The organism is Streptomyces sp. NPDC040405 (genome assembly GCF_055595765.1).
This window is the reverse complement of sequence record NZ_JBVIVI010000003.1, coordinates 55409-76557: the sequence shown is the minus strand read 5'-3', so window position 1 is coordinate 76557 and position 21149 is coordinate 55409. Positions and strand designations below refer to the sequence as shown.

Here is a 21149-nt window from a genome sequence, read left to right as displayed (position 1 = left end):
CGGGCCGTCAGCGGCTCGCCGCTCCGTGCGGGTAGACATGGAAGCCACGGCCGGTCTTGCGTCCCAAGTGGCCCTGGGCGGTCAGGCCGACCAGCAGCTCACAGGGTTCGAAACGGGCGTCGCCGGTGCATTCGAGGAGGACGTGCAGGGAGTCCACCACGGTGTCGAGGCCGATGAGATCCGCCGTGCGCAGCGGGCCCATGGCGTGTCCGAAGCACTCCTGGAAGATCTGGTCCACCGTGGCCGCGTCGGCCGTGCCCTCCTCCACGACGCCCGCGGCGTCGTTGACCGTGGCCATCAGCACCCGGTTGGACACGAACCCGGGCGCGTCCCCGACCACGATTCCCTTCTTCCCCATGGCCGCGAGCAGTTCGAGGGTGCGGCGCACGGTCCCGGGGTCCGTCTCCGGGCCCCTGATCACCTCGACGGCGTCCTTCAGCGGCGCCGGGTTCATGAAGTGCGTGCCGATGACGTGGCCCGGCCGCTTCGTACAGGAGGCCAGGTGGGACACCGGGATGGCCGAGGTGCAGGACGCGAAGACGGCATCGGGCGCGCAGACCGCGTCCAGGTCCCGGAAGACGTCCTCCTTGACCGGGATGCTCTCCCGGGTGCACTCGATCACGAAGCGCGCGTCGCGGAGTTCTTCCACCCGGCCCGCCCAGCTCACCCGCCCCTCCACCACCTCCTGAGCGGCGGCCGAGGGCCGCTTGCGCAGCATGCGGGTCAGCCGGAGGCCGTCGCGGAGCCGTCCGGGGCCGAGGGCCAGGGCCTTGGGGTCGGCGTCCACGACCACCACCTCGTAACCGGCTTCGGCCGCGCACTGGGCCACACCCACGCCCATGGTTCCCGCGCCCACTACGCCGACGGCGAAGGGCGGGGTCTGGGGCTCGGTCATCTCGGTCATCTCGCTCATCGAAGAACGTCCTTTCCCGTGGTGACGACGCGTACCGGACTTCCCGTGGCGGGCGGGGCCTCGCCGCTCCCGTAGCCCAGGACCATCCCGTCGGCGGTCCGCTCGACCACCTCGAATCCGCTGAATCTGAGGTTCACCAGCATGATGCGGTTGACGTCGGTGGGGATGAACTCGGCGGTGGGACGACGGCCCGCCGCGAGGGAGTCGCGTACGAAGTGGCCGATCAGGGCGGGTCCCACGCCACGGGACAGCACCCGGCAGGACAGCAGCAGCAGCTTGAGCATGCTGGTCCCCTCGCCCAGTTCGGTGAGCGCGAGTCCGATGGTGCCGTACGAGCCGAACCGGTCCGTCAGATCGGCGACCAGCACCTCGTGGCGGGGTGAGGCGCACAGGCTCCGCAGCTCCTCCATGTCATAGGTGCGGCCGGTGGTGTTGAGCTGATGGGTGCGCACGGTCAGTTCGCGGGCCCGCACGAGGTCGGCCTCGGTCGCCCGGCGCACCGTCAGTACGAGGCCGAGCGAGGCCAGGAACTGCGCGGGCGGGCCGGTGTGGCTCTCCTGGGCCTGTCGGCGGCGCGTCTCACGGCGGTAGAGCAGACGGCGCTCGCGGGACTCCTCCGTCACCGACGGGACCTGGAATTCCGGCAGTTCGGGCAGGGTGCGCGCGTTCCCCGCCGGGTAGCGGCGCACCATGGGCAGGGCCGCGGCCACCTCGGCGCGCTCCAGCGGGTCGTTGTCGATGAAGGCGAGCGTGTCGATGCCGATTCCCAGGGCGTCGGCGATCCTGCGCACCGCCCCGGACTTGGCTCCCCAGCCGATCTCCAGGACGGTGAAGAACTCGTCCAGTCCGTGGGCGGCCAGGTGCGCGGCGGCGAGGTCGTGGTCGCCGCGGCTGGCCACCGCGTGCAGGATGCCGCGCTCGTCCAGGGTGCGCAGGGTCTCGACCGCGCCGGGGAACGGCGCGGGCTGGTCGCCTTCCAGCACCGTGCCGTCCCACAGGGTGTCGTCGAGGTCCCACACCAGGCACTTCACCGTCGAGGCCGGGACCGGTGCCGGGCCTGGTGGCGCGGTGGTGTCTGGAGTCGTGGTGTCCGGAGCCGTGGGGTCCGGTGTCATGGGGCAGTCTCCTTGGGCTCGCGGGTGGGGGCGGCCTGGCCGGGGCGGAATCCATGGCGGCGCAGCAGCCGGTCGGCGATGTGCAGCTCCGCGACGTCCTCGGAGCCTTCGATGATCTCCATGACCTTGGCGTCCCGGTAGAAGCGCCCGGCGACGCTGTCCGGGGCGCAGCCCGCCGCGCCGAGGCTCTGGACCGCGCTGTGGCTCACCGAGCTTGCCGCGCGGGCCGCCACGTACTTGGCCGTGATGGTGGCGATCACGGCCTCCGGTGACCGGCTCTCCCGGAACCGGGCAGCGCGCAGGCACAGTTCGCGGGCTGCCGTGGTCTCCACCGCGGCTCGTGCCAGCCTCGACCGGACCAGCTGGTGTTCGGCGAGCCGGACACCACCTTGCGTACGGTGCGCGATGTGCCGGGCGACCGTCTCCACACATGTTTCGGCCATCCCGAGGCAGCCCCACGCGACCGTGAAGCGCCCGTGGTCCAGTGCGGTCGCCGCGACGTGCGAGAGCCCGAGGCCGAAGGGGGCCACGACGTTGCTCCGGGGCACCGTTACGCGGTCGAAGTCCAGGTGGGCGATCTCCGCGGCCCGCATTCCCAACTGGCCTTCCACGGGCTCCCTGGAGACGCCGGGGCGGTCGGCCTCGACCAGCACGGTGGTGGGACGGCCCGCCGCCGTGCCGAGCACCAGGAGGACATCGGCGGTCCGGCCGAAGGTGACCCATCTCTTGCGGCCGGTGATCAGCAGCTGGTCGCCGTCCTCCTCGATCCGGGTGCGCACGGAGGCGAGATCGGTGCCCGCCTCGGCCTCGGTGGCGGCGAATCCGGCGAGCGACCGTCCGGTGGCCCAGCGCGGCAGCCAGTGGTCGCGCTGCTGGTCGGTGCCCCAGCGGGAGAGGGCCGCCGAGACCATCCCCTGCACGGTGACCAGCCCGCGCAGGGCGCTGCACACGCCGCCGATCTCGGCGCACAGTTCGCCGAGTTCGGCGGGGGTGCCACCGAGCCCGCCGTGCCGGGCGGGGATGTCGGCGCCCAGCAGTCCGGTGTCCGCCAGGCGTTGCCGTACGTCGGCCGGAATCGTTCCCTCGCGGTCCCAGCCGGCCGCCCCGTCGCGCACGGACTCCGCGAAGCTAGCGGCTGGTCTCATGGCTCGCCTCCGGGGCCGCGGCCCCGTTTTTCCGCCGTATGAATGCGGCGATGCGGGACGCCGTCGAGAAGTTGTCCAGACTCAGATCGTCGGCATCGACCGTCAGTTCAAATTCTTGTTCGACAAAGGTCACCAGCTCCAGAGCGAACAGTGAGTCCGTCAGCCCTGTCGCGAAGTAGTCCTCGTCGGGTCCTACCTCCTGGCCGATAACAGAGGTGAGAAATCCTTGGATTTCTTCGGTCACAGTTGTCATGCCGCTTTTCTCCGCTCTTCAGAGATAGTGGATCCGATCTCCGTCATCGCCGATCTCCACGAGCAGCAGGCTCCACGCCGCCACGGGGCTCATGTTGATGAGCACCGCTCGCTCGCCCTCGGCGACTTCTTTGCTTTCCAGCCCCGAATACAGGTTCAGAAGCACGTCGTTGGGGCCCAGGTGGCCGTAGTTCCGCAGGTTCTCTCGGCAGGCCGGGATCAGCTCCGCCCCCAGCACGTCCCGGAGGAAGGCGTGCCCGCCGGCGGAGAGGTTCTGCCCGATATACGCGTGGACGTCCCGCTGCCGCATCCCGTTGCGGTCCAGCAGGCGCCGCAGCAGGTCCCTGAGGCGGTTGCGCGACTCCACGGCCAGCCGGAAGGAGTATCCGGTGAGGTCCCGGCACTCCTCGCGCCAGTCCTCGACCGGCCGGTCCCGGTAGTCGATGTGGAACAGATCCCAGTAGGCGCCGTTCGTCTCCTGGACGGCGTCGAGGATCCGTACGGGACCGGTGCGGCCCAGCACGAGCGCCTGTCCGCCGTCCCCGTTGAGCGTGACGGGATGGCGGTAGCGGCCGGGGGTCGCCGGTTTGCTGCCGTGCGCCACCAGGACGTGCGTCAGCTCCTCGTCGGCGGCCAGCAGTCCGCGGGCCGCGAGCAGCGCCGGGGTGAGGGTGGCGCAGCCGAGTCCGCCCACCGAGAAGGTGAGCGCGCTGCGGGCTCCCAGGGCCTCCTGAAGCCGGGTCGCCTCGGAGGTCACCAGCTCGTGCGGGGCGCGCGACTCGACCACGATCAGCGCGTCGACGTCCGCCGCGTCGAGCCCGGCCCGCGCCATGACGTCCCGGGTCGCCCGGACGGCGAGGTCGTGCGCGCTCAGCTCGTCGTCCACGCGGAGGCGCTCGATGCCGAGCGCGTCGAGGGTCTCGCGCTCCGGGCGGCTCAGGGTGGCGCGTTCGGGGAGGTCCACGGTCTCCACGCGCCGTTCCGGAAGGTGCCCGGCGGCGGCCCTGATCGCGAGGGGTGCCCCCATGTCAGGCTTCTCCGGTGAGTTCGGTGAACGCGTCGGCGAGGTGGTCGGCGAACTCCTCCATGCGGTCGCCGCGCAGGCGTCCGTCGTGCACCAGGAAGATCACCAGTTCGCCGTCCTGGACCACGCTGGACACCGCGACCGGCACATAGGCCAGCAGCGAGCGCTGCTCCAGGGCGAGCGGCAGGGAACGGCTCCACGCCGCTCCCGCGCCGATCTTCAGTGCCTCGCCGCCGGTCGCGGTGTGCTCGACGAGGATCGCCGGTTCGGGCAGCGCGCACAGCCGGTCCGTGGCCGGGCCCCGGGGGCTGAGCCGTCGCAGGACGCCGTAGCCGACACCGTCGTGGGGCACGGCGCGCAGCTGGTCGGCGACCGCCGGAAGGGCCTCGTCGGAGCGCTGTCCCTCCCCGACGGGGAGCATCACGGGGAAGGCGTTGGTGAACCAGCCGAGCGAGCGCGACCGCCCGTCCGGCCGCAGCGCGTTCGGCGTCGCCTCCCCCACCGCCATCAGATAGGCGCCCGCGCGCCCCCGCCAGCGGCTCCACGCGCAGGCCACCGCGGCCATCGCCGCCTCACGGCCCGCGGTGTTGCCGTCGCCCAGCGCCTTGGCGACCCGGTCCGCCGGGATGACGCGGCGCAGCACGCCCTGGCCCGCGCCCGGCTGGGGCGGCTGCTCGGCGCCTTCCGGCAGGCCGCCCGCGGCCCGGCCCGTCTCCATGACGACGGTCCAGTACGTGGCTTCGCCCGCCACCTCGTCGCTGGTCGCCATGGCGGTGAGGTGGCGGCTCCAGGCGCTCCATCCGTCCCGGGCACCGTGGTCGGGTGCGGGGGCTTCCTCGGGCGTTCGTAAGGAGGAGTTGATGTCCTCCAGCAGCGGCACGAGCGAGATGTGGTCGTACGCGAAGTGATGGACGAGCAGGAGCAGCAGGCCGGTGCGGTCCGGGCCGCGGTCGTAGAAGCGGGCCCGCAGCATCGCTCCCCGGGCGGGGTCGATGTCCTTGAGGAGGTCGTTCTTGTCGGCGTCCAGCACGGCGAGTTCGGTTTCCTCGTCCATGGCGGGCAGCACCTTGACGTCCACGGCGACGTCCACGGCGTCGGACGGTCCGGCGCCGGGGCGCTCGATCCAGCGGCTGATCGCGTTCTGCCGGAAGCGGTACCTGAGCGGTTCGTGCAGGTCCAGCAGGCGCGCCACCGCTCGGCGCACCCTGTCGGCCCGTATTCCGGCGGACGTCTCCAGGACCTCCGCCACGACGAAGTCCCGGGCGCCGTCGTCGGCGTGTTCCAGGATGCCGTGCATGAGCGGGGTCAGGGGAATCGGCGCGTCGGCGGCCGGTTCGGGGGCGGTGCGGGCGGCGTCCGCGGGGGCGGGGGCGGTGCCCGCGGCGAGGGCCCGCAGGGTGGGGCGGCGGAGCACATCGTGCGGGGTGAGGGACAGTCCGGCGGTCTCCGCCCGGGCGGCGACGGCCACGCTCAGGATGGAGTCCCCGCCGATCTCGAAGAAGTTGTCGTCCGGGCCCACCTCGTCCCGGCCGAGGAGGTCGGCCCAGATCCGGCCGAGTATCCGTGTCGCGTCGCCGTCCCCGGCGGGGGAGGCGGCTCCCGCTGCCGGTTCCGGTGCGTTCACCGATGTCGTCATGTCCACCATCCTGTTGCGGTCGGTCTTTCCGTTCGCGGTCCGTGGCAGGCGGTCGTACGGGGCGATCCGGGCGGGGACCATGTAGCCGGGGAGCCGTTCGGCCACCCATGCGGTCACGGCGCGGGGGGCCGGGAGCCGTTCGCCCGCGATGTGCGCGACGAGACGGGTGGCGTCGGGGGACGCGCCGTCGGGAAGCACCACCGCCTCGCGGACTTCGGGGTGTTCGAGCAGGACACGTTCGATCTCGGCCGGTTCGACGCGGTGTCCCCGGATCTCCACCTGCTGGTCGGCGCGGCCGTGGAACTCGAGGGAGCCGTCCGCCGCGAGGCGGGCGAGGTCGCCCGTCCGGTACATGCGGGCCTCGGGGTCGGCGGCGAAGGGGTCGGGCAGGAAACGGGCCGTGGTGTGTTCCGGCAGCCGGTGATAGCCACGGCCCACGGCCGTCCCGCCCACGTACAGCTCGCCCTGCTCGCCCACGGCGCAGGGCTGTCCGTCCGGGCGCAGAACGCGGGCGGTGGCGTTGTCGATGGGACGCCCGATCGCGGGCAGGGTACCGGCCGGTCCGGGTGCCACCTCGGCCCAGGTGGAGACGACCGCGCATTCGGTGGGCCCGTACAGGTTCAGCGTACGGAAGGGCACCCCCGCCGGGGGACGTACGCGCAGCCGGTCGCCGCCCACGCCCACCACCCGCAGCCGCACCCCGGGGACGTCGGGATACTCGCGCAGCACCACCTCGGCGAGCGGGGTCGGCAGGAAGGTGGCGGTGATCCCCTGCCGTGCCATCCAGCGGAGCAGTTCCACCGGGGTCCGCATGGTGTCGTGCAGGATGTGGAGGGCCGCGCCGTGGGCCAGGGCCGCCAGCGTTTCGAGGATGGCGCCGTCGAAACCGGGCGCGAAGACCTGCGCCACCCGGTCCTCGGGGCTCAGCCGGGCCTCGCGGCCCCACCAGGTCACCACGTTGAGCAGGCTCCGGTGGGTGATCTCGCAGCCGTGCGGGCGTCCGGTGGAGCCCGAGGTGTGGGCGATGTACGCCAGGTCACCGGGTGCGGTACGAGGCATTGGGCCGGGGTGGTCGGTTTCCCCGTCCGGTGGCCGTGCCGCGATACGGACTGTCAGCGCGTCCGCGAGCGGCGGCTCCTGGCCCTCGCCCGCCACGATCAGCGGACACTCCAGCCCGGCCAGCAGACCGGCCACACGCTCGGCCGGGACGGCCGGGTCCACCGGTACGAAGGCGCCACCGGCCTTCAGCACACCGAGCCAGCCCGTCACCAGGTCCACCCCGCGCGAGGCGATGACCGGGACCGTGGCTCCCGGGGTGACCCCGGCGGCGGCGAGCCGCCGGGCGAGCCGTCCGGCCAGCGCGTCGACCTCGCGGTAGGTGTGCGTCCGGCCGGTGGCGGGGTCGACGACGGCGGGCCGGTCGGGGGCCGTCGCCGCCCAGTGCGCCACCGCCTGGTGCACGGAACCCCTCTCGCCGGGCGGCCGTTCGGGCCCGGTGAGCACGGCGGTGGCGGGCCGAGGGTGCGGGGTGTCCGTCAGCTCGGCCAGCTTGCGGTCGGGGCCGTCCATCGCGGCGGCCACCAGTTCCTGGAACAGCGCGGCGAGCCGTTCCATGCTGGTCCGGTCGAACAGGTCGACGGCGTATTCCAGATAGCCGATCATCGGGCCGTCGATCTCGTCGTTCACCCCGAGGGTGAGGTCGAGCTTGGCGGTCCCGGGGGCGATGCCGCCGAAGGAACCGCCGCCCGGGGCCGCGGTGAGTCCTTCCGGCGCCTCGGGGTGGCTCGCGGTGTTCTGGTGGGTGTAGCCGACGGTGAACAGGGGATGCCGGGAGGCGTCCCGCTCGGGCCCGAGGGCGGAGACGATCTTCCCGAAGGGGATCTCCTCGTGGTCCAGGGCCCCGGCGACCGTTTCGGCGCAACGGCGCACCAGTTCACGGAAGGTCAGCCCCTCCTCGACCCTGGTGCGGAACGGCAGCAGGTTGTTGAAGTAGCCGATCAGCTCGTGGGTGTCGGGGTGGTACCGGCCGGAGGCCGCGGCCCCGATCACCACGTCCTCCTGGCCCGCCCACAGATGCAGCAGGGCGTCGACCACGGCCAGGAGCGTGACGAAGGTGGTCACTCCCTCCTGGCGGCTGAACTCGCGCAGCGCCCGGGCCTGGTCCGGGCCGAGGGTGAACTCCAGCAGGTCACCGGCGTGGGACTGGACCGCCGGGCGCGGCCGGTCCAGGGGAAGCTCGGTGGTTTCCAGCCCGGCCAGCTGTCCGCGCCAGTAGCGCAGTCCCTTCTCCATCCGTTCCGCGGTGAGCCACGCCCGTTGCCATCGGGCGAAGTCGCCGTATCCGACTGTCAGTTGGCGCAGCTTCGCGGGCCGGTCGGCCCGCCGGGCGGCGTAGCACTCGCCGAGGTCGCGGAAGAACACCGCGGGCGACCAGCCGTCGAAGACGATGTGATGCCAGGTGCAGAGCAGGAGGTGGTCGTCCTCGGCCAGCTTGAGCAGTGTGGTGCGCATCAGGGGGCCGCTCGCCAGGTCGAAGGGGCGGCGGGCCTCCGCGGTGGCGATGCGCCGCGCCTCCGCCTCGCGCTCCGGTTCCGGCAGATGGCTGAGGTCTTCCATGACCAATCCGGGGCCGGAGGCGTCGAACCGCACGTACGGGCGGCCGTCCTCGTGCGGGATCCGGGTGCGCAGTACGTCGTGCCGCTCCACGACGTCGCGCAGCGCCGCCCGGAGGGCGTCGGGGTCGAGCGGGCCGGTGTAGCGCAGGTCACCGGGGATGTTGTACAGCGGGCCGGGCGGTGTCAGCTGGTCGAGGTACCACAGCTGTTCCTGGTTGTAGGTGAGCGGGACGCGGTCTCCCGGCGGCACGGGGACGATCGCCCAGTCGGAGCCGGGGGAACCGCCCCGGCGGCGCCCGGCGATCAGGGCGGCCGTCTCCTGGACCGTCCGGTGCTCGTAGAGGTCGGCGAAGGTGAGACGGGTGCCGAACCGGGCCTCGACCTCCCGCAGCAGGGTGATGCCCGCGATGGACGTGCCGCCCAGCTCGAAGTAGTCGGACGTGGCGTCGATGCCGGGGGCGCCCAGGATCTGGCTCCAGATGGCGATGACGGCCTGCCGGATCTCCGCCTCGTCCGCCTCCGGCGCGGATGCGGCTGCGGGTACGGGGGCGGTGGCGTGCCGGGGCGGGGGCGCTTCCTGGCTCCCGTACCAGCAGGAGACGGGTTCGAAGGGGTAGGTGGGGACCTCCGCGCGGAGGATGCGCCGGCCCTCGTAGTGGCGGTTCCAGTCGAGGTCCGCGCCCGCTTCGTAGAGGTGCGCGAGGGCGCCCAGGACGTCGTGGCGGCCCGCGTCGCCGAGGAGCGGGACGACGGTGAGTTCGGGCGCGAGTTCCCTGATGCGCCGGGACAGGGTGCCGTCGCGGCCGAGTTCGACGAGGAGGGCGCCGTCGCGGACGAAGTCCGCCACCGCCCTGCGGAGTCCGCCGTCGTCGACCTCGTCGGTGAGGGTGGCGTCGGCCGCCGCCGCCAGGGCGCGGGCCGCCGGGAGCCGTCCCCGGCCGACCTGGACCGCGAGGTTCCCCGGGCCCGAGCCCACCAGCCGTCCCGTCTCCAGCCCCAGCGATTCCGCCAGGCGGTACAGCGCGTAGTGGCGCGTCAGCAGCGTCACGGCGCCGCTCTGGACACCGTCGGGGCCGTCGGGCGCCTCCGATGTGAAGGAGTCCTCGGCGTCGGCGAGGGCGGGGAACTCCGTGCGCAGCCGCTGCCAGAGCGCCCGGTCCGCCTCGCCGGAGGCGGCCACGTCGCCCGGGGCGGCCACGTCGCCCGGGGCGGCCACGTCGTCCGAGGCCGCCACGTCGTCCGAGGCCGCCACATCGCCGTCGCCGGAGAACAGCAGCACCACCGGCGCGCCCGCGGGGGCCTGCTGTTCGGGGAGGGCCGCGGTCCGCAGGGCGGTGGCCAGTGCGCCGATGCCGTCGGCGGTGCACGCCCAGCGCCAGCGGTGGTCGTCCCGCCCGCGGTTGAGGGCGTGCGCCACGGTGGCCAGGTCGTGGTCCGTACTCGCCAGGAAGTCGCTCAGGCTCCGGGTGTAGCGGGCGAGCGCCGCGCTGGACGCCGCCGACACCGTGACCAGCTCGGAGGCGTCCGGGCCGGTGCCACGGTCCAGGGGCAGGCGGTCGGGCGTCTCCTCGATGACGGCGTGGACGTTGGTTCCGGTCAGGCCGAAGGAGCTCAGGCCCGCACGGAGCGGCAGTCCGTCCTCGGCCGGTGCCCAGGGCAGGGTCCGCGCGCTGACCCGGATCGGTCCCCCGGAGTCCGCCAGGGCGTGCGCGTCCCGGAAGCGGGCGGTCGGATAGAGCGTCGTATGCCGCAGTCCGGCCAGCACCTTGAACAGACCGGCCATGCCCGCGGCGTGGTCCAGATGTCCCACGTTGCCCTTGACGCTGCCGATCGGGAACGGGGCGGCGGCACGGTCCGCGACGCCGCCCGCCAGCAGGGCCTGACGTACCCCGCTCAGCTCGGCCAGGTCGCCGAGCGGGGTGGCGGAGCCGTGGCATTCGAGGTAACCGGCAGTGGTCAGTGGCACGGCCGCGTCCTGCCAGGCGGCGGTGATCAGTTCGGCCTGGGCGTCCTGGCTGGGCGCGCTCATGCTGGTGGCGCGATAGCCGTTGTGGTTCACCGCGATGCCACGCAGTACGCCATGGATGTGGTCGTCGTCGGCGAGGGCGTCGGTCAGCCGCTTGAGGACCACGAAGCCACCGCCCTCGCCGCCGACCCCGCCGTTGGCCGCCGCGTCGAACGGACGGCACACCCCATCGGGCGACTCGACGCCGGGCAACGGCTCATGGGTGGCCGAAGGCTGCAGGAGCGACTGGACGCTGACACCGCCCGCGATGGCCAACTCGGCCGCACCCGAGCGCAGTTGCTGGGCAGCCAGGGCCAGCGCCGTCAGGCTTCCGCTGCACGCGGTGTCCACGGCGAGGACGGGCCCCGAAAGGTCGAGGAGATAGGCGACCCGGGCCGCGACGGCGGCGGGGAGCGTGCCGAGGATCGCTTGCGGGTCGTCGTCGCGGAACAGCGTGGCGTAGTCGGGGTTCGGCGTGCTGAGCACCACGGCCGTCGCCGTCCCGCGCAGGGAGCGGGGCGCGTAGCAGGCGTTCTCGACGGCCTGGTGCACGAGTTGCAGGGTGAGCCGCTGATGGGGGTCCATCAGCTCCGCCTCCCGCCGCGAGAGGCCGAAGAAGCGGTGGTCGAAGAGGTCGACGCGGTCGAGATAGCCCGAGGGCGCGTAGCCGGTGTCCGGATCGCCGCCCGCGTGCCGGACCCGGTCCGCCGTGGGCGCGCCCATGCTGACCCGGCCTTCGCTCAGGTTCTCGTGCAGGGCGTCGAAGTTCCCGGCCCCGGGCAGGGTGAACGCCGCCCCGATGATCGCGACCGCTTCCTGGTCCACGTGGTCTCCTCGCCTCACAGTACGTAGTCACCTCGGTCGTCGTCGTGCGCGGTTTCCGGGCGCCCCTCCAGCAGTCGCGCCATCGACTCGACGGTCGAGTGCTCCAGCAGCGCGGCCACCGGCACCGGGTCGCCGCCCAGGGCGGTCAGCCGCCCGGCGAGTTCCATCAAGGTCAGGGACGAGCCCCCGGCTTCGAAGAACTTCTCCCGTATCCCGATCCCGTCCGCGTCGCGGTCCAGCAGGCTCGCCCACAGCCCGGCCACGGTGCGCTCGGCGTCATCGCGCGGCGCGGCCCGCGGGTCCTGTGGCGGGGGCGCGGGTTCGGCGGTTTCCAGCGCCCGGCGGTCGGTCTTGCCGTTGGCGGTCAGGGGCAGGGAGGTGTGGAAGCCGAAGGCCGAGGGGACCAGTTGCGGGGGCAACCGGCGCGCCAGGTGGTCGCGCAGTTCGGTGGCGGTCGGGGCACGGCCCGCGGCGGGCACGACATGGGCCGTCAGCCGACGCCGCTGTTCCCGGCCCACGGCCACCACCACGGCCTGCGCCACCGCGGGGTGTTGGGACAGCTCCCGTTCGATCTCGCCGGGTTCGGCCCGGAATCCCCGGACCTTGACCTGGTGGTCGGCCCGGCCCACGAAGTGCAGTCCGCCACCGGGGGTTCTGCGGACCAGGTCCCCGGTCCGGTACATGCGCGCGCCCGCGGGCCCATGGGGGCAGGCCACGAACCGCTCGGCGGTCAGCGCCGCCCGGCCGTGGTACCCCCTCGCCAGGCCCTGACCGACGAGATACAACTCGCCGGTCACCCCGTCGGGGACCGGCCGCAGCCCGGCGTCGAGCACCAGCGCGCCGGTGCCGGGAACCGGCTCGCCGATCGTTGGTTCCCCGGCGCCGTCCAGCCGCTCGCTGACCGTGGAGCAGACGGTTGCCTCGGTGGGACCGTACGCGTTGAACATCCGCCGGTCCGGTGCCCAGCGCGCGGCGAGTTCCGCCGGGCACTTCTCCCCGGCCGTGAACAGCACCAGCCCGCTCGGCAGACCGCCGTCCGGCAGCACGGCCAGTACGGCGGGCGGCAGTGTCACATGGGTGATCCCGTGTTCGGCGACGGTCCGCGTCAGCGCCGGGCCCGGCAGCAGCTGTTCCGCCGGGGCGAGCACCAGCGTGGCCCCGTTGCACAGCGCCATGGCGGTTTCCCAGAAGGCCGCGTCGAAACTGGCCGAGGCGAACTGCAGCACCCGGTGGCCCGGTCCGGTGGCGGCGGCGCGGTGCGCTCCGGCGAGCATCCCGGTCACGCCCCGGTGGGTGACGACGGTCCCCTTGGGGCGGCCCGTCGACCCCGAGGTGTAGATGACGTACGCGGCGTTGTCGGGCCGCACGGGCACGCGCGGAGCGGTCGCGGGACGGTGCGCGAGAGCGTCGCCCGCCCGGTCGAGAAGGAGGGCCGGGACGGTGTCCGGACACCAGTGGGTACGCGTCGCACTGTCCGTGACGAGTACGGCGGCGCCCGCGTCCGCCAGCATCCAGCCGAGCCGTTCCGGCGGGTAGGAGGGGTCGAGCGGCACATGGGCGCCACCGGCCTTGAGGATCGCCAGCAGCGCGACGATCTGGTCGGTGCCGCGCGGCAGGGACAGGCCGACGGGTGTCTCGGGGCCGACGCCGCTCGCGATGAGGTGGTGGGCCAGGCGGTTGGCGCGGGCGTCCAGTTCGGCGTAGCCGAGGACGTGTCCGTCCGCCAGCAGCGCCGGTGCGTCGGGGGTCCGTGCGGCCTGCTCCGCGAACAGCTCGTGTGCGCAGCGCGGTGCGGGTGCCGGTGCCGGTGCCTGCGCCTGCGCCTGCGCCTGCGCCTGGCCGGAGGTGTCGGCGGTGAGGGCGACCGCGGACACCCGGCGGTCGGGGTCGGCGGTCAACTCGACCAGCAGTCGCGGCAGTTGACGAGTAATCCGCTCGGCGGTCCCCTGGTCGAACAGCCCGGTGTCGTAACTCACTTCGAGGACCAAGGTGCCGGTGGTGTAGACGAGGAGGGACAGGGGGTAGTTGGTGGCGTTGCCGGTGTCCAGTGTGGTGACGCGCAGCCCGCCCACCGCCGTCGCGGCGGGGTCGACGGGGATGTTGTCGAAGGCCACCGCCGTGTCGAAGAGGGACGCCCCCGGCGGGACGGCACTGTTGGCCCGCTGCTCGGACAGCGGGAAGGTGTCGTACTGGCGGGCCTCAGCCTGCTGGGCCTGCACCTCGCGCAGCCAGTCGGCCACCGGCACGCCGTCCTCGATCCGCACCCGCACCGGCAGGGTGTTGATCAGCAGGCCGATGATGGACTCCACGCCCCGCGGTCCGTCGCCCCGGTGGGCGACCGTGGCGCCGAACACCACGTCCGAGCCACCGCTGTGGCGTGCCAGCAGCAGCGCCCAGGCGGCCTGGACCAGGGTGTTGACGGTGAGCCGGTTGCGGCGTGCGAAGCCGCGCAGCCGTGCGTACTCCGCTCCGCTCAGTTCGGTCACCTGGGCGGCGTGGCGCCGCACCCGGTGGCCGGGGGGCGGCGTACCGGCGTAGGGCAGTGGTGTGGCGGCCGGGAATCCGGCGAGCGCCGTGCGCCAGTACGTGCGCGCGGCGGTCTCGTCGCGGGCGGCGAGCCAGTGCACATAGTCGCTGAAGGCGGTGCGGGGGGCGAGAGCGGGTGTGCGTCCGGCGGACAGGGCGGCGTACGCCGTGAAGACGTCCGTGAGGACCTCGGTGACACTCCATCCATCGAGGAACAGATGGTGGCAGGTCCACAGCAGCAGCACCTCGTCGTCCGCCACGCGCACGACGGCCAGCCGCATCGGCACCTCGTGGCGCGGGTCGAGCCCGGCCGCGCGCTCCCGCTCCACCAGCCGCTCCAGGGACTCGTGCCGGTCTCCGGGGGGCCGCCCACGCCAGTCGTGATGGGCGACGGGGAGGGTGAAGTCCGGCTGCGGGGTCTGCACGGGCGGGGTGCCGGGCTCGGTGGCGACGGTGCTCCGCAGGGCGGGCGTGCGGTCGACGACGTGCTGCCAGGCCCGGGCCAGCACGCCGGGATCGGTGACCCCGGCGACGGTCATTCGCATGGTCCGGGCGTAGACATCCCCGCCGCCGTCGCCGCCGTCGCCCGTGGCGAGCGAGTGGTAGAGCAGGCCGGTCTGGAGCGGGGTGAGCGGGTACGGCTCGGAGCGGGGGGCCGGTGGCGGGCCCGCGGGCTCCGGGGCGGCGGGGGCCTCCCCGGCCGTCTCCGCGAGGGCCCGGACCGTGAGCCGGGTGAAGATGTCCTTCGGCGTCAGGTCCAGGCCCGCCGCCCGGGCCCGGGAGGCGAGCCGCACACTGGTGATCGAGTCCCCGCCGAGGTCGAAGAAGTCGTCGTCCACGCCGACGCGTTCGACATCGAGCACCTCCGACCACACCGCCGCGAGGGCGCGTTCGGTGGCGCTGGCCGGTGCGGCGTACGCGGCGTCGGTGTCCGGCCGTCCCTCCGGCCGGGGCAGGGCCCGCTGGTCGACCTTTCCGCTGGAGTTCAGCGGGAGGGCGTCGAGCGCCACGTACGCCGACGGGATCATGTATCCGGGCAGCAGCGTGCCGAGGTGGCGGCGCAGCGCGGTCGTGGTGGGTGCGTTACGTCCCGGTCCGGGGACGACGTAGGCGACGAGCCGACGCACACCCGCGTCGTCCGCCGCCCCGCCGCCGCGCGCGGTCACGACCGCCTCGGACACGTCCGGGTGCGCCGTCAGAGCCGCTTCCACCTCGGCGGTCTCCACCCGGTATCCCCGGATCTTCACCTGGTCGTCGGCGCGGCCGAGGAAGTCGAGCACCCCCTCCGCGCGCCATCGCACCACGTCTCCGGTCCGGTACATCCGGCTGCCCGGCTCGCCCCAGGGGTCGGGGACGAAACGCTCGGCGGTGTCCGTGGGCCGGGCCTGGTAGCCCCGGGCGAGCCCGGCGCCCGCGATGTACAGCTCGCCCGCCACCCCGATGGGGGACGGCCGCAGCGCGCCGTCCAGGACGTAGTGCCGTACGCCCGTCACGGGCCTGCCGATGGGGACGAGCCGCTGCCCCGGCAGCGCGTCGCCGTGTGCCATGAGGTGGCCGGTCGAGCACATGGTGGTCTCGGTCGGGCCGTAGAGATTGGCGAACGGGTGCACGGCCAGCCACCGGCGGGCCGTTTCCACCGGACACACGTCGGCCGCCGAGCAGACCAGTTCCAGCTCCGGCAGTGCCGTGGGGTCGAGCACGCCGAGCAGCGCCGGAGGGAGCATGAGGTGGGTCACCGCGTCCCGGCGGACGCGCTCGGCGAGCCGCGCCGGGTCGTCGTATTCGCCGGGCAGGCTCATGCACAGGGTCGCGCCGGTCAGCAGCGGCATCAGTGCCTGCCAGATGCCGCCGTCGAAGCTGAACGACAGATGCTGCAGCATCCGGGAACCCGGCCGCAGCCCGAGGGTGCGCCTGCTGTCGGCCGCCAGGTTGCACACCCCGCCGTGCTGGATCAGGACGCCCTTCGGGCGCCCCGTCGAGCCCGAGGTGTAGACGGCGTAGGCGAGATGCGCGGGGCGGACGGGGGTCGCGGGCGGGGTCGCGGGGCGGCGGGCGATGGCCGCGCGGTCCGGTGCGCGGTCGAGGCACACGAGGCGTGCGGGGACGTCGGGCAGCGAGCCGAGCTGGTGGCGGTGTGCGATCAGCACCCGTGGCGCGGCACCGGCCGCGATGTGCGCCAGCCGGTCCCTGGGCTGTCCCAGGTCCAGGGGTACGAACGCGCCACCGGCCTTGAGCACGGCGAGCGCGGCGACGATCAGGTCCGGGCCGCGGTCCGGGCACAGCCCGACCAGGACCTCCGGGCCGACGCCGAGGGCGACCAGGTGGTGGGCGAGCCGGTTCGCCCGCGCGTCCAGCTCTCCGTAGCCGATGGAGTGGCCGCCGAAGACCACGGCGGGACGGTCCGGATCGCGCCGGGCGTGGGCCGCGAAGACCTCGTGCACGCAGTGGCCGTCCTCGGGCTCGCCGGTGGCGTTCCACTCGGTGAGCACCTGGTGTTCCTCGGCTCCGGTGAGGAGGGAGAGCCGGGCGGGGCCGAGGCGGGGGTCCCGTGCGATGCCGATGAGGAGCGTGCGCAGCCGCCCGGCCATCCGCTCGGCCGTGGCCCGGTCGAACAGGGCGCTGTTGTAGAGGAAGTCGGCGTTCAGCCCGTCGTCGGTCTCCTCGAATTCCACGGTGAGGTCGAAGGCGGCGGACACGACGGGAATCCGGACATCGGTGGTGGTCAGCCCGCCGAACCGCCGCTCCCGGGTGGGGGCGTTGCGCATGACGACGAGCGCCGGCACCAGGGGGGTGCGATCGGCCACACGGGCGGGGGCGAGCGCCTCGACCAGCCGGTCGAAGGGCAGTTCCCCGTGGGCGACGGCGTCGAGCATGGCGTCGCGGACGTCGCCGAGCGTGTCGGTGAACGGGCGGTCGCCGTCCACCTGAGTGCGCAGGACGAGCGTGTTGACGAAGAAGCCGACCAGATCGTCCAGCGCCTCGTGTTCCCGGCCCGAGGTCACCACCCCGACCGCGATGTCCCGCTGTCCGGTGTGCCGGGCGAAGAAGATCTGGCTCGCCGCGAGAAGGGTGCTGAACAGGGTCGTACCGTGCTCGTGGCCGAGCTGCCGCAACCGGTCCACGACCCGGCCCGGGATCCGGATCCCGACGGACGACCCGGCGGTGCCGGTCTGCGGGGTCCGGGCCCGGTCGGTGGCCAGGTCCAGCGGCTCCATTCCGGCGAGCCGCTCACGCCAGTACGCCAGTTGCCGGGCTTCGAGTCCGTCCGCGAGCCGCTGCCGCCGCCAGACGGTGTAGTCGCCGTAGCGCACCGGCAGTTCGGACAGGGGCGCCGGGGTGCCGGTCACGGCGGCCGTGTAGTGCGCGCCCAGTTCGGCCAGCAGCACTTCGTAGGACCAGTCGTCGCTGATGAGGTGGTGCGAGGTCAGGGTGAGGACGTGTTCCGCCGGGGACAGCCGGATCAGCCGGGGGCGCAGCAGCGGTCCCCGTGCGAGGTCGAACGGGGTCAGCAGGTCGTCGCGCATCAGGCGGTCCAGCGCCCGTTCCCGGTCGGCTTCGGGGACCGCGGTGAGGTCGATGTGCTCCGCCGTCAGCGGCCCCGGCGGGTGCACGATCTGTACGCCCTGGCCGTCCCTCGTCTCGAAGGTCGTGCGCAGCGACTCCTGGCGTGCGGCGAGCCGGGTGAGCGCCCGGTCGAGGGCCCGGGGGTCCAGCGGCCCGGTGAGGCGGACGGCGCCACCGACGTTGTAGTCGGGCCCCGGCGCGTAGCAGTGCAGGAACCACAGCCTCCGCTGCACCGGGGACAGCGGCAGGACACGCTCCTCCCCGGCGGCTCCGGTGAGCCGCGCATTGGGCGGCGGGGCGGTGCCGGGGGCCGGGGGCCGGAGGGCCGTGGCCAGGGCGGCGATGGTACGGCTTTCGAGGAGCGTACGGACGGACAGGTCGGCGCCGAGGGCGGACCGGGCCCGGGCGACGGCCCGCATGGCGAGGACCGAGTCGCCGCCGAGGATGAAGAAGTCCTCGTCCACGCCGACCCGTTCCGCGCCGAGCACCTCCGCCCAGATTTCGGCCAGGGTCCGTTCGGTGGCGGTGCGGGGCGGTGTCCGGGAGCCGTCGGACGGAGGGGTGAGCGGCGCCGCGGGCAGGGCGTGGCGGTCGACCTTGCCGTTCGGCAGCGTGGGCAGCCGTTCGAGGGTGACGAGCGTAGCGGGGACCATGTGCTCGGGCAGCCGCCGGGAGACGAAGGCGCGCAGCGCCTCGGGGCCGGGCTCCCGCGGGCCCGCGGGCACCACGTAGCCGACCAGGCGGCGGGGGCCCTGCTCCGCGCCGCCACCTCGTAGGGCCACGGCGGCGGCCGCCACGTCCGGGTGGCGCACCAGCGCGTTCTCGATCTCCCCCGTCTCGACCCGGAAGCCGTTGATCTTCACCTGGTCGTCGCCGCGGCCGAGGAACTCCAGCACCCCGTCCGCCCGCCGCCGCGCCAGGTCACCGGTCCGGTAGAGGCGTCCGCCCGGCGTCCACGGGTCGGGGACGAAGCGATGCGCAGTGGCCTCGGGGCGCCGGTGGTAGCCGCGTACGACGCCGGGGCCGCCGATCCACAGCTCACCCGTGTCCCCCTCGGACACCGGTCGCAGCCGCTCGTCCAGAACGTGTGCGACGGTGCCGGGGACCGGGCGGCCGATGGGTACGAGGGCGCTGTCCCCGAGCCCTTCGGCGGCCGGGAAGAACAGGCAGGAGTCCACGGTGGTCTCGGTGGCACCGTAGGCGTTGACCACGGTGGAGCCGGAAGGGACGAGGGACAGCAACTCCCGGCAGTCCTCGGCGAGCCAGCCTTCCGAGCCGACGGACAGCAACCGCATCGGGGGCAGGGTCCGGCCGCGGGCCGCCGCCTCCCGCCCCAGCTCCTTGGCCAGGCTCGGCACCAGCTCGATGGCGTCTCCCCCGCTGCTCTCCAGCAGATCCAGCAGCCTGGCGGGGTCGGTGACGGTGTCCTGGGGCGCGATGACGACGGTTCCGCCGACGAAGACCGAGCGGAGCAGATCGGCGAGGAACAGGTCGACCGACAGGCTGGTGACCGACACGAAGCGGGGCGGGGACTCGCGCAGCTTGTAAAGGCCGTCCCAGGCTGCGAAGACGCTGAGCAGATTGCGGTGTTCGACCAGGACGCCCTTGGGGACGCCCGTCGAGCCGGAGGTGTAGATCAGATAGGCCGCGGAGTCCGGGGTGGGGCGCGGGAGGGGGCCGCCTGTGTCCCCAGGACGTTCGTGGTCCTCGTCGAGAAGCAGCGTCCGGGGACCGTCATCGGGCAGCAGGGGTGCGAGACGCGCCCGGGTGAGGACGAGGGGGGTGCCGGAGTCGGCGACCATCCAGGTCAGCCGCTTCGGGGGGTACGCGGGGTCGAGCGGTACGTACGCCCCGCCCGCCTTGAGGATGCCGAGGACACCGGTGACCATGTCCGGGCCGCGTTCGACGCACAGCCCGACCAGCACCTCGGGGCCCACGCCGTGCCGGACCAGCCGGTGGGCGATCCGGTCGGTGTGCCGGTCGAGTTCGGCGAACGTCAGCCGGTGCCCGTCGTGGACGACGGCCGTCGCGTCCGGGGTCCGGGCGGCCTGCTCCGCGAAGAGGTCGAGCACGGTCATGCCGACTCCCGCTCCCGCATCATCTCCGCCACCAGGAAGGCCAGGTCCAGGGACTGGCCGTGGTTGAGCCGGGGGTCGCACGCGGACTCGTAGCGCAGCGGCAGGTCGTCGACGCCGACCGGTGAACCGCCGCCGACGCATTCGGTGACGTCATCGCCGGTGAGTTCGACGTGGATGCCCCCGGCGTGGGTGCCGAGCGCCTGGTGGACCTCGAAGAAGCCCCGCACCTCCTCCAGAATGGCGTCGAAGTCGCGGGTCTTGTGGCCGCTGGGCGTCTCGAAGGTGTTCCCGTGCATCGGGTCGCAGACCCAGGCGACCCCGGCCCCCTCCGCGACGGCCTTCTCCACCAGGACCGGCAGCCGGTCGCGGATCAGGTCCGCGCCCATCCGGACGATGAATGTGAGCCTGCCGGGCTCCCGGTCGGGGGCGAGGCGGTCGACGTAGCGGAGGACGGTGTCCGGGTCGGTGCCGGGGCCGAGCTTCACCGCGATGGGGTTGCGGACGCGGGAGAAGTACTCGATGTGCGCGCCGTCCAGATCCCGGGTGCGCTCCCCGATCCACAGCAGATGTCCGCTGGCCGCGTAACTCTGGCCGGTGCGCTCGTCCGTGCGGGTCAGCGCCTGCTCGTAGTCGAGCAGCAGTCCCTCGTGGCTCGCGTAGAGTTCGGCGGTCTGGACCTCCTTGGGGTCGGCGCCACAGGCGTGCATGAAGTTCAGGGCCCGCTCGATGTCGTCGGCGAGCCGCTCGTAACGCCTGCGGGCCGGTGAGTCGGCGACGAACCCGCGGTTCCAGTCCTGCACTTGATGCAGGTCGGCGAAGCCGCCGGTGGCGAAGGCGCGGACCAGGTTGAGGGTGGCCGCGGACACGTCGTACATCCGCCGCAGGCGCCGCGGATCGGGGCGGCGCGCCTCGGCGGTGAACTCCGGTCCGTTGACCGCGTCTCCGCGGTAGGAGGGCAGGGTGAGCCCCGCCCGGGTCTCGGTGGGCCGCGAACGCGGCTTGGCGAACTGGCCCGCGATCCGGCCGACCTTGACGACCGGCAGCGAGGCCCCGTAGGTGAGCACGACCGCCATCTGCAGCAGTGTTCTCAGCTTGCGGCCGATCACCGCGCGGGAGGCCCCGTCGAAGGTCTCGGCGCAGTCGCCGCCCTGGAGCAGGAACGCCTCGCCGCGGGCGACGGCGGCCAGCCGGTCGCGCAGCCGGTCGCACTCCTCGGCGAACACCAGCGGGGGCGCGGCCGCGAGGCCGTCGGTGACCTCGCGGAGCAGCTCCTCGTCGGGCCATGCGGGCTGCTGGCCGGCCGTCAGCGAACGCCAGGATTCACGGTGTGCGGTCTGCAGAGATGGATTCATCACAGCCCCCCGAAAAGTCGAAGACGGTACGCCGCCTCCGGTATGGGCCTCCAAAGGCATGCGGTTTCTCGCGGCGAAATAACGAGCTGTTCTCTCTCG

At 73.4% G+C, this 21149-nt stretch carries 8 protein-coding genes; all 8 read right to left on the bottom strand.

Annotated elements, in window-relative coordinates; genetic code table 11:
* Positions 1–7 precede the first annotated feature (7 nt).
* Genes ACZ59A_RS14405 through ACZ59A_RS14370 form a run of 8 tightly spaced genes read right to left on the bottom strand, consistent with a single transcriptional unit; the run spans position 8 to position 21050 of the window.
* Complete coding sequence (locus ACZ59A_RS14405; RefSeq protein ID WP_470958050.1) at positions 8–913, bottom strand: 3-hydroxyacyl-CoA dehydrogenase family protein; 906 nt, start codon at positions 911–913, stop codon at positions 8–10.
* On the bottom strand, positions 910–2028 hold the full coding sequence (locus ACZ59A_RS14400) for an HAD-IIIC family phosphatase (RefSeq protein ID WP_470958047.1): 1119 nt from the start codon (positions 2026–2028) through the stop codon (positions 910–912). The genes ACZ59A_RS14405 and ACZ59A_RS14400 overlap by 4 nt, the downstream gene beginning before the upstream one ends.
* Positions 2025–3173, bottom strand: a complete 1149-nt coding sequence (locus ACZ59A_RS14395) for an acyl-CoA dehydrogenase family protein (protein WP_470958044.1) — start codon at positions 3171–3173, stop codon at positions 2025–2027. The genes ACZ59A_RS14400 and ACZ59A_RS14395 overlap by 4 nt, the downstream gene beginning before the upstream one ends.
* Entirely contained in the window at positions 3157–3426 is a 270-nt protein-coding gene (locus tag ACZ59A_RS14390; RefSeq protein WP_470958041.1) for an acyl carrier protein, read from the bottom strand. The genes ACZ59A_RS14395 and ACZ59A_RS14390 overlap by 17 nt, the downstream gene beginning before the upstream one ends.
* A gap of 18 nt (positions 3427–3444) precedes the next feature.
* Positions 3445–4452, bottom strand: a complete 1008-nt coding sequence (locus ACZ59A_RS14385; protein WP_470958038.1) for a 3-oxoacyl-ACP synthase — start codon at positions 4450–4452, stop codon at positions 3445–3447.
* 1 nt (position 4453) lies between these two features.
* A complete protein-coding gene (locus ACZ59A_RS14380) occupies positions 4454–11530 on the bottom strand; it encodes a type I polyketide synthase (RefSeq protein ID WP_470958035.1) in 7077 nt (2358 codons plus the stop codon).
* 14 nt (positions 11531–11544) lie between these two features.
* Positions 11545–19698, bottom strand: a complete 8154-nt coding sequence (locus ACZ59A_RS14375) for a non-ribosomal peptide synthetase (RefSeq protein WP_470958033.1) — start codon at positions 19696–19698, stop codon at positions 11545–11547.
* Positions 19695–21050: a class II 3-deoxy-7-phosphoheptulonate synthase gene (locus tag ACZ59A_RS14370; protein ID WP_470958030.1), complete on the bottom strand. Its 1356-nt coding sequence runs from the start codon at positions 21048–21050 to the stop codon at positions 19695–19697. The genes ACZ59A_RS14375 and ACZ59A_RS14370 overlap by 4 nt, the downstream gene beginning before the upstream one ends.
* Positions 21051–21149: the final 99 nt, after the last annotated feature.

Excerpts from the sequence above, each read along its gene's own strand:
- ACZ59A_RS14405 (WP_470958050.1), bottom strand. The coding sequence starts at position 913 with ATGAGCGAGATGACCGAGATGACCGAGCCCCAGACCCCGCCCTTCGCC.
- ACZ59A_RS14400 (WP_470958047.1), bottom strand. The coding sequence starts at position 2,028 with ATGACACCGGACCCCACGGCTCCGGACACCACGACTCCAGACACCACC.
- ACZ59A_RS14395 (WP_470958044.1), bottom strand. The coding sequence starts at position 3,173 with ATGAGACCAGCCGCTAGCTTCGCGGAGTCCGTGCGCGACGGGGCGGCC.
- ACZ59A_RS14390 (WP_470958041.1), bottom strand. The coding sequence starts at position 3,426 with ATGACAACTGTGACCGAAGAAATCCAAGGATTTCTCACCTCTGTTATC.
- ACZ59A_RS14385 (WP_470958038.1), bottom strand. The coding sequence starts at position 4,452 with ATGGGGGCACCCCTCGCGATCAGGGCCGCCGCCGGGCACCTTCCGGAA.
- ACZ59A_RS14375 (WP_470958033.1), bottom strand. The coding sequence starts at position 19,698 with ATGACCGTGCTCGACCTCTTCGCGGAGCAGGCCGCCCGGACCCCGGAC.
- ACZ59A_RS14370 (WP_470958030.1), bottom strand. The coding sequence starts at position 21,050 with ATGAATCCATCTCTGCAGACCGCACACCGTGAATCCTGGCGTTCGCTG.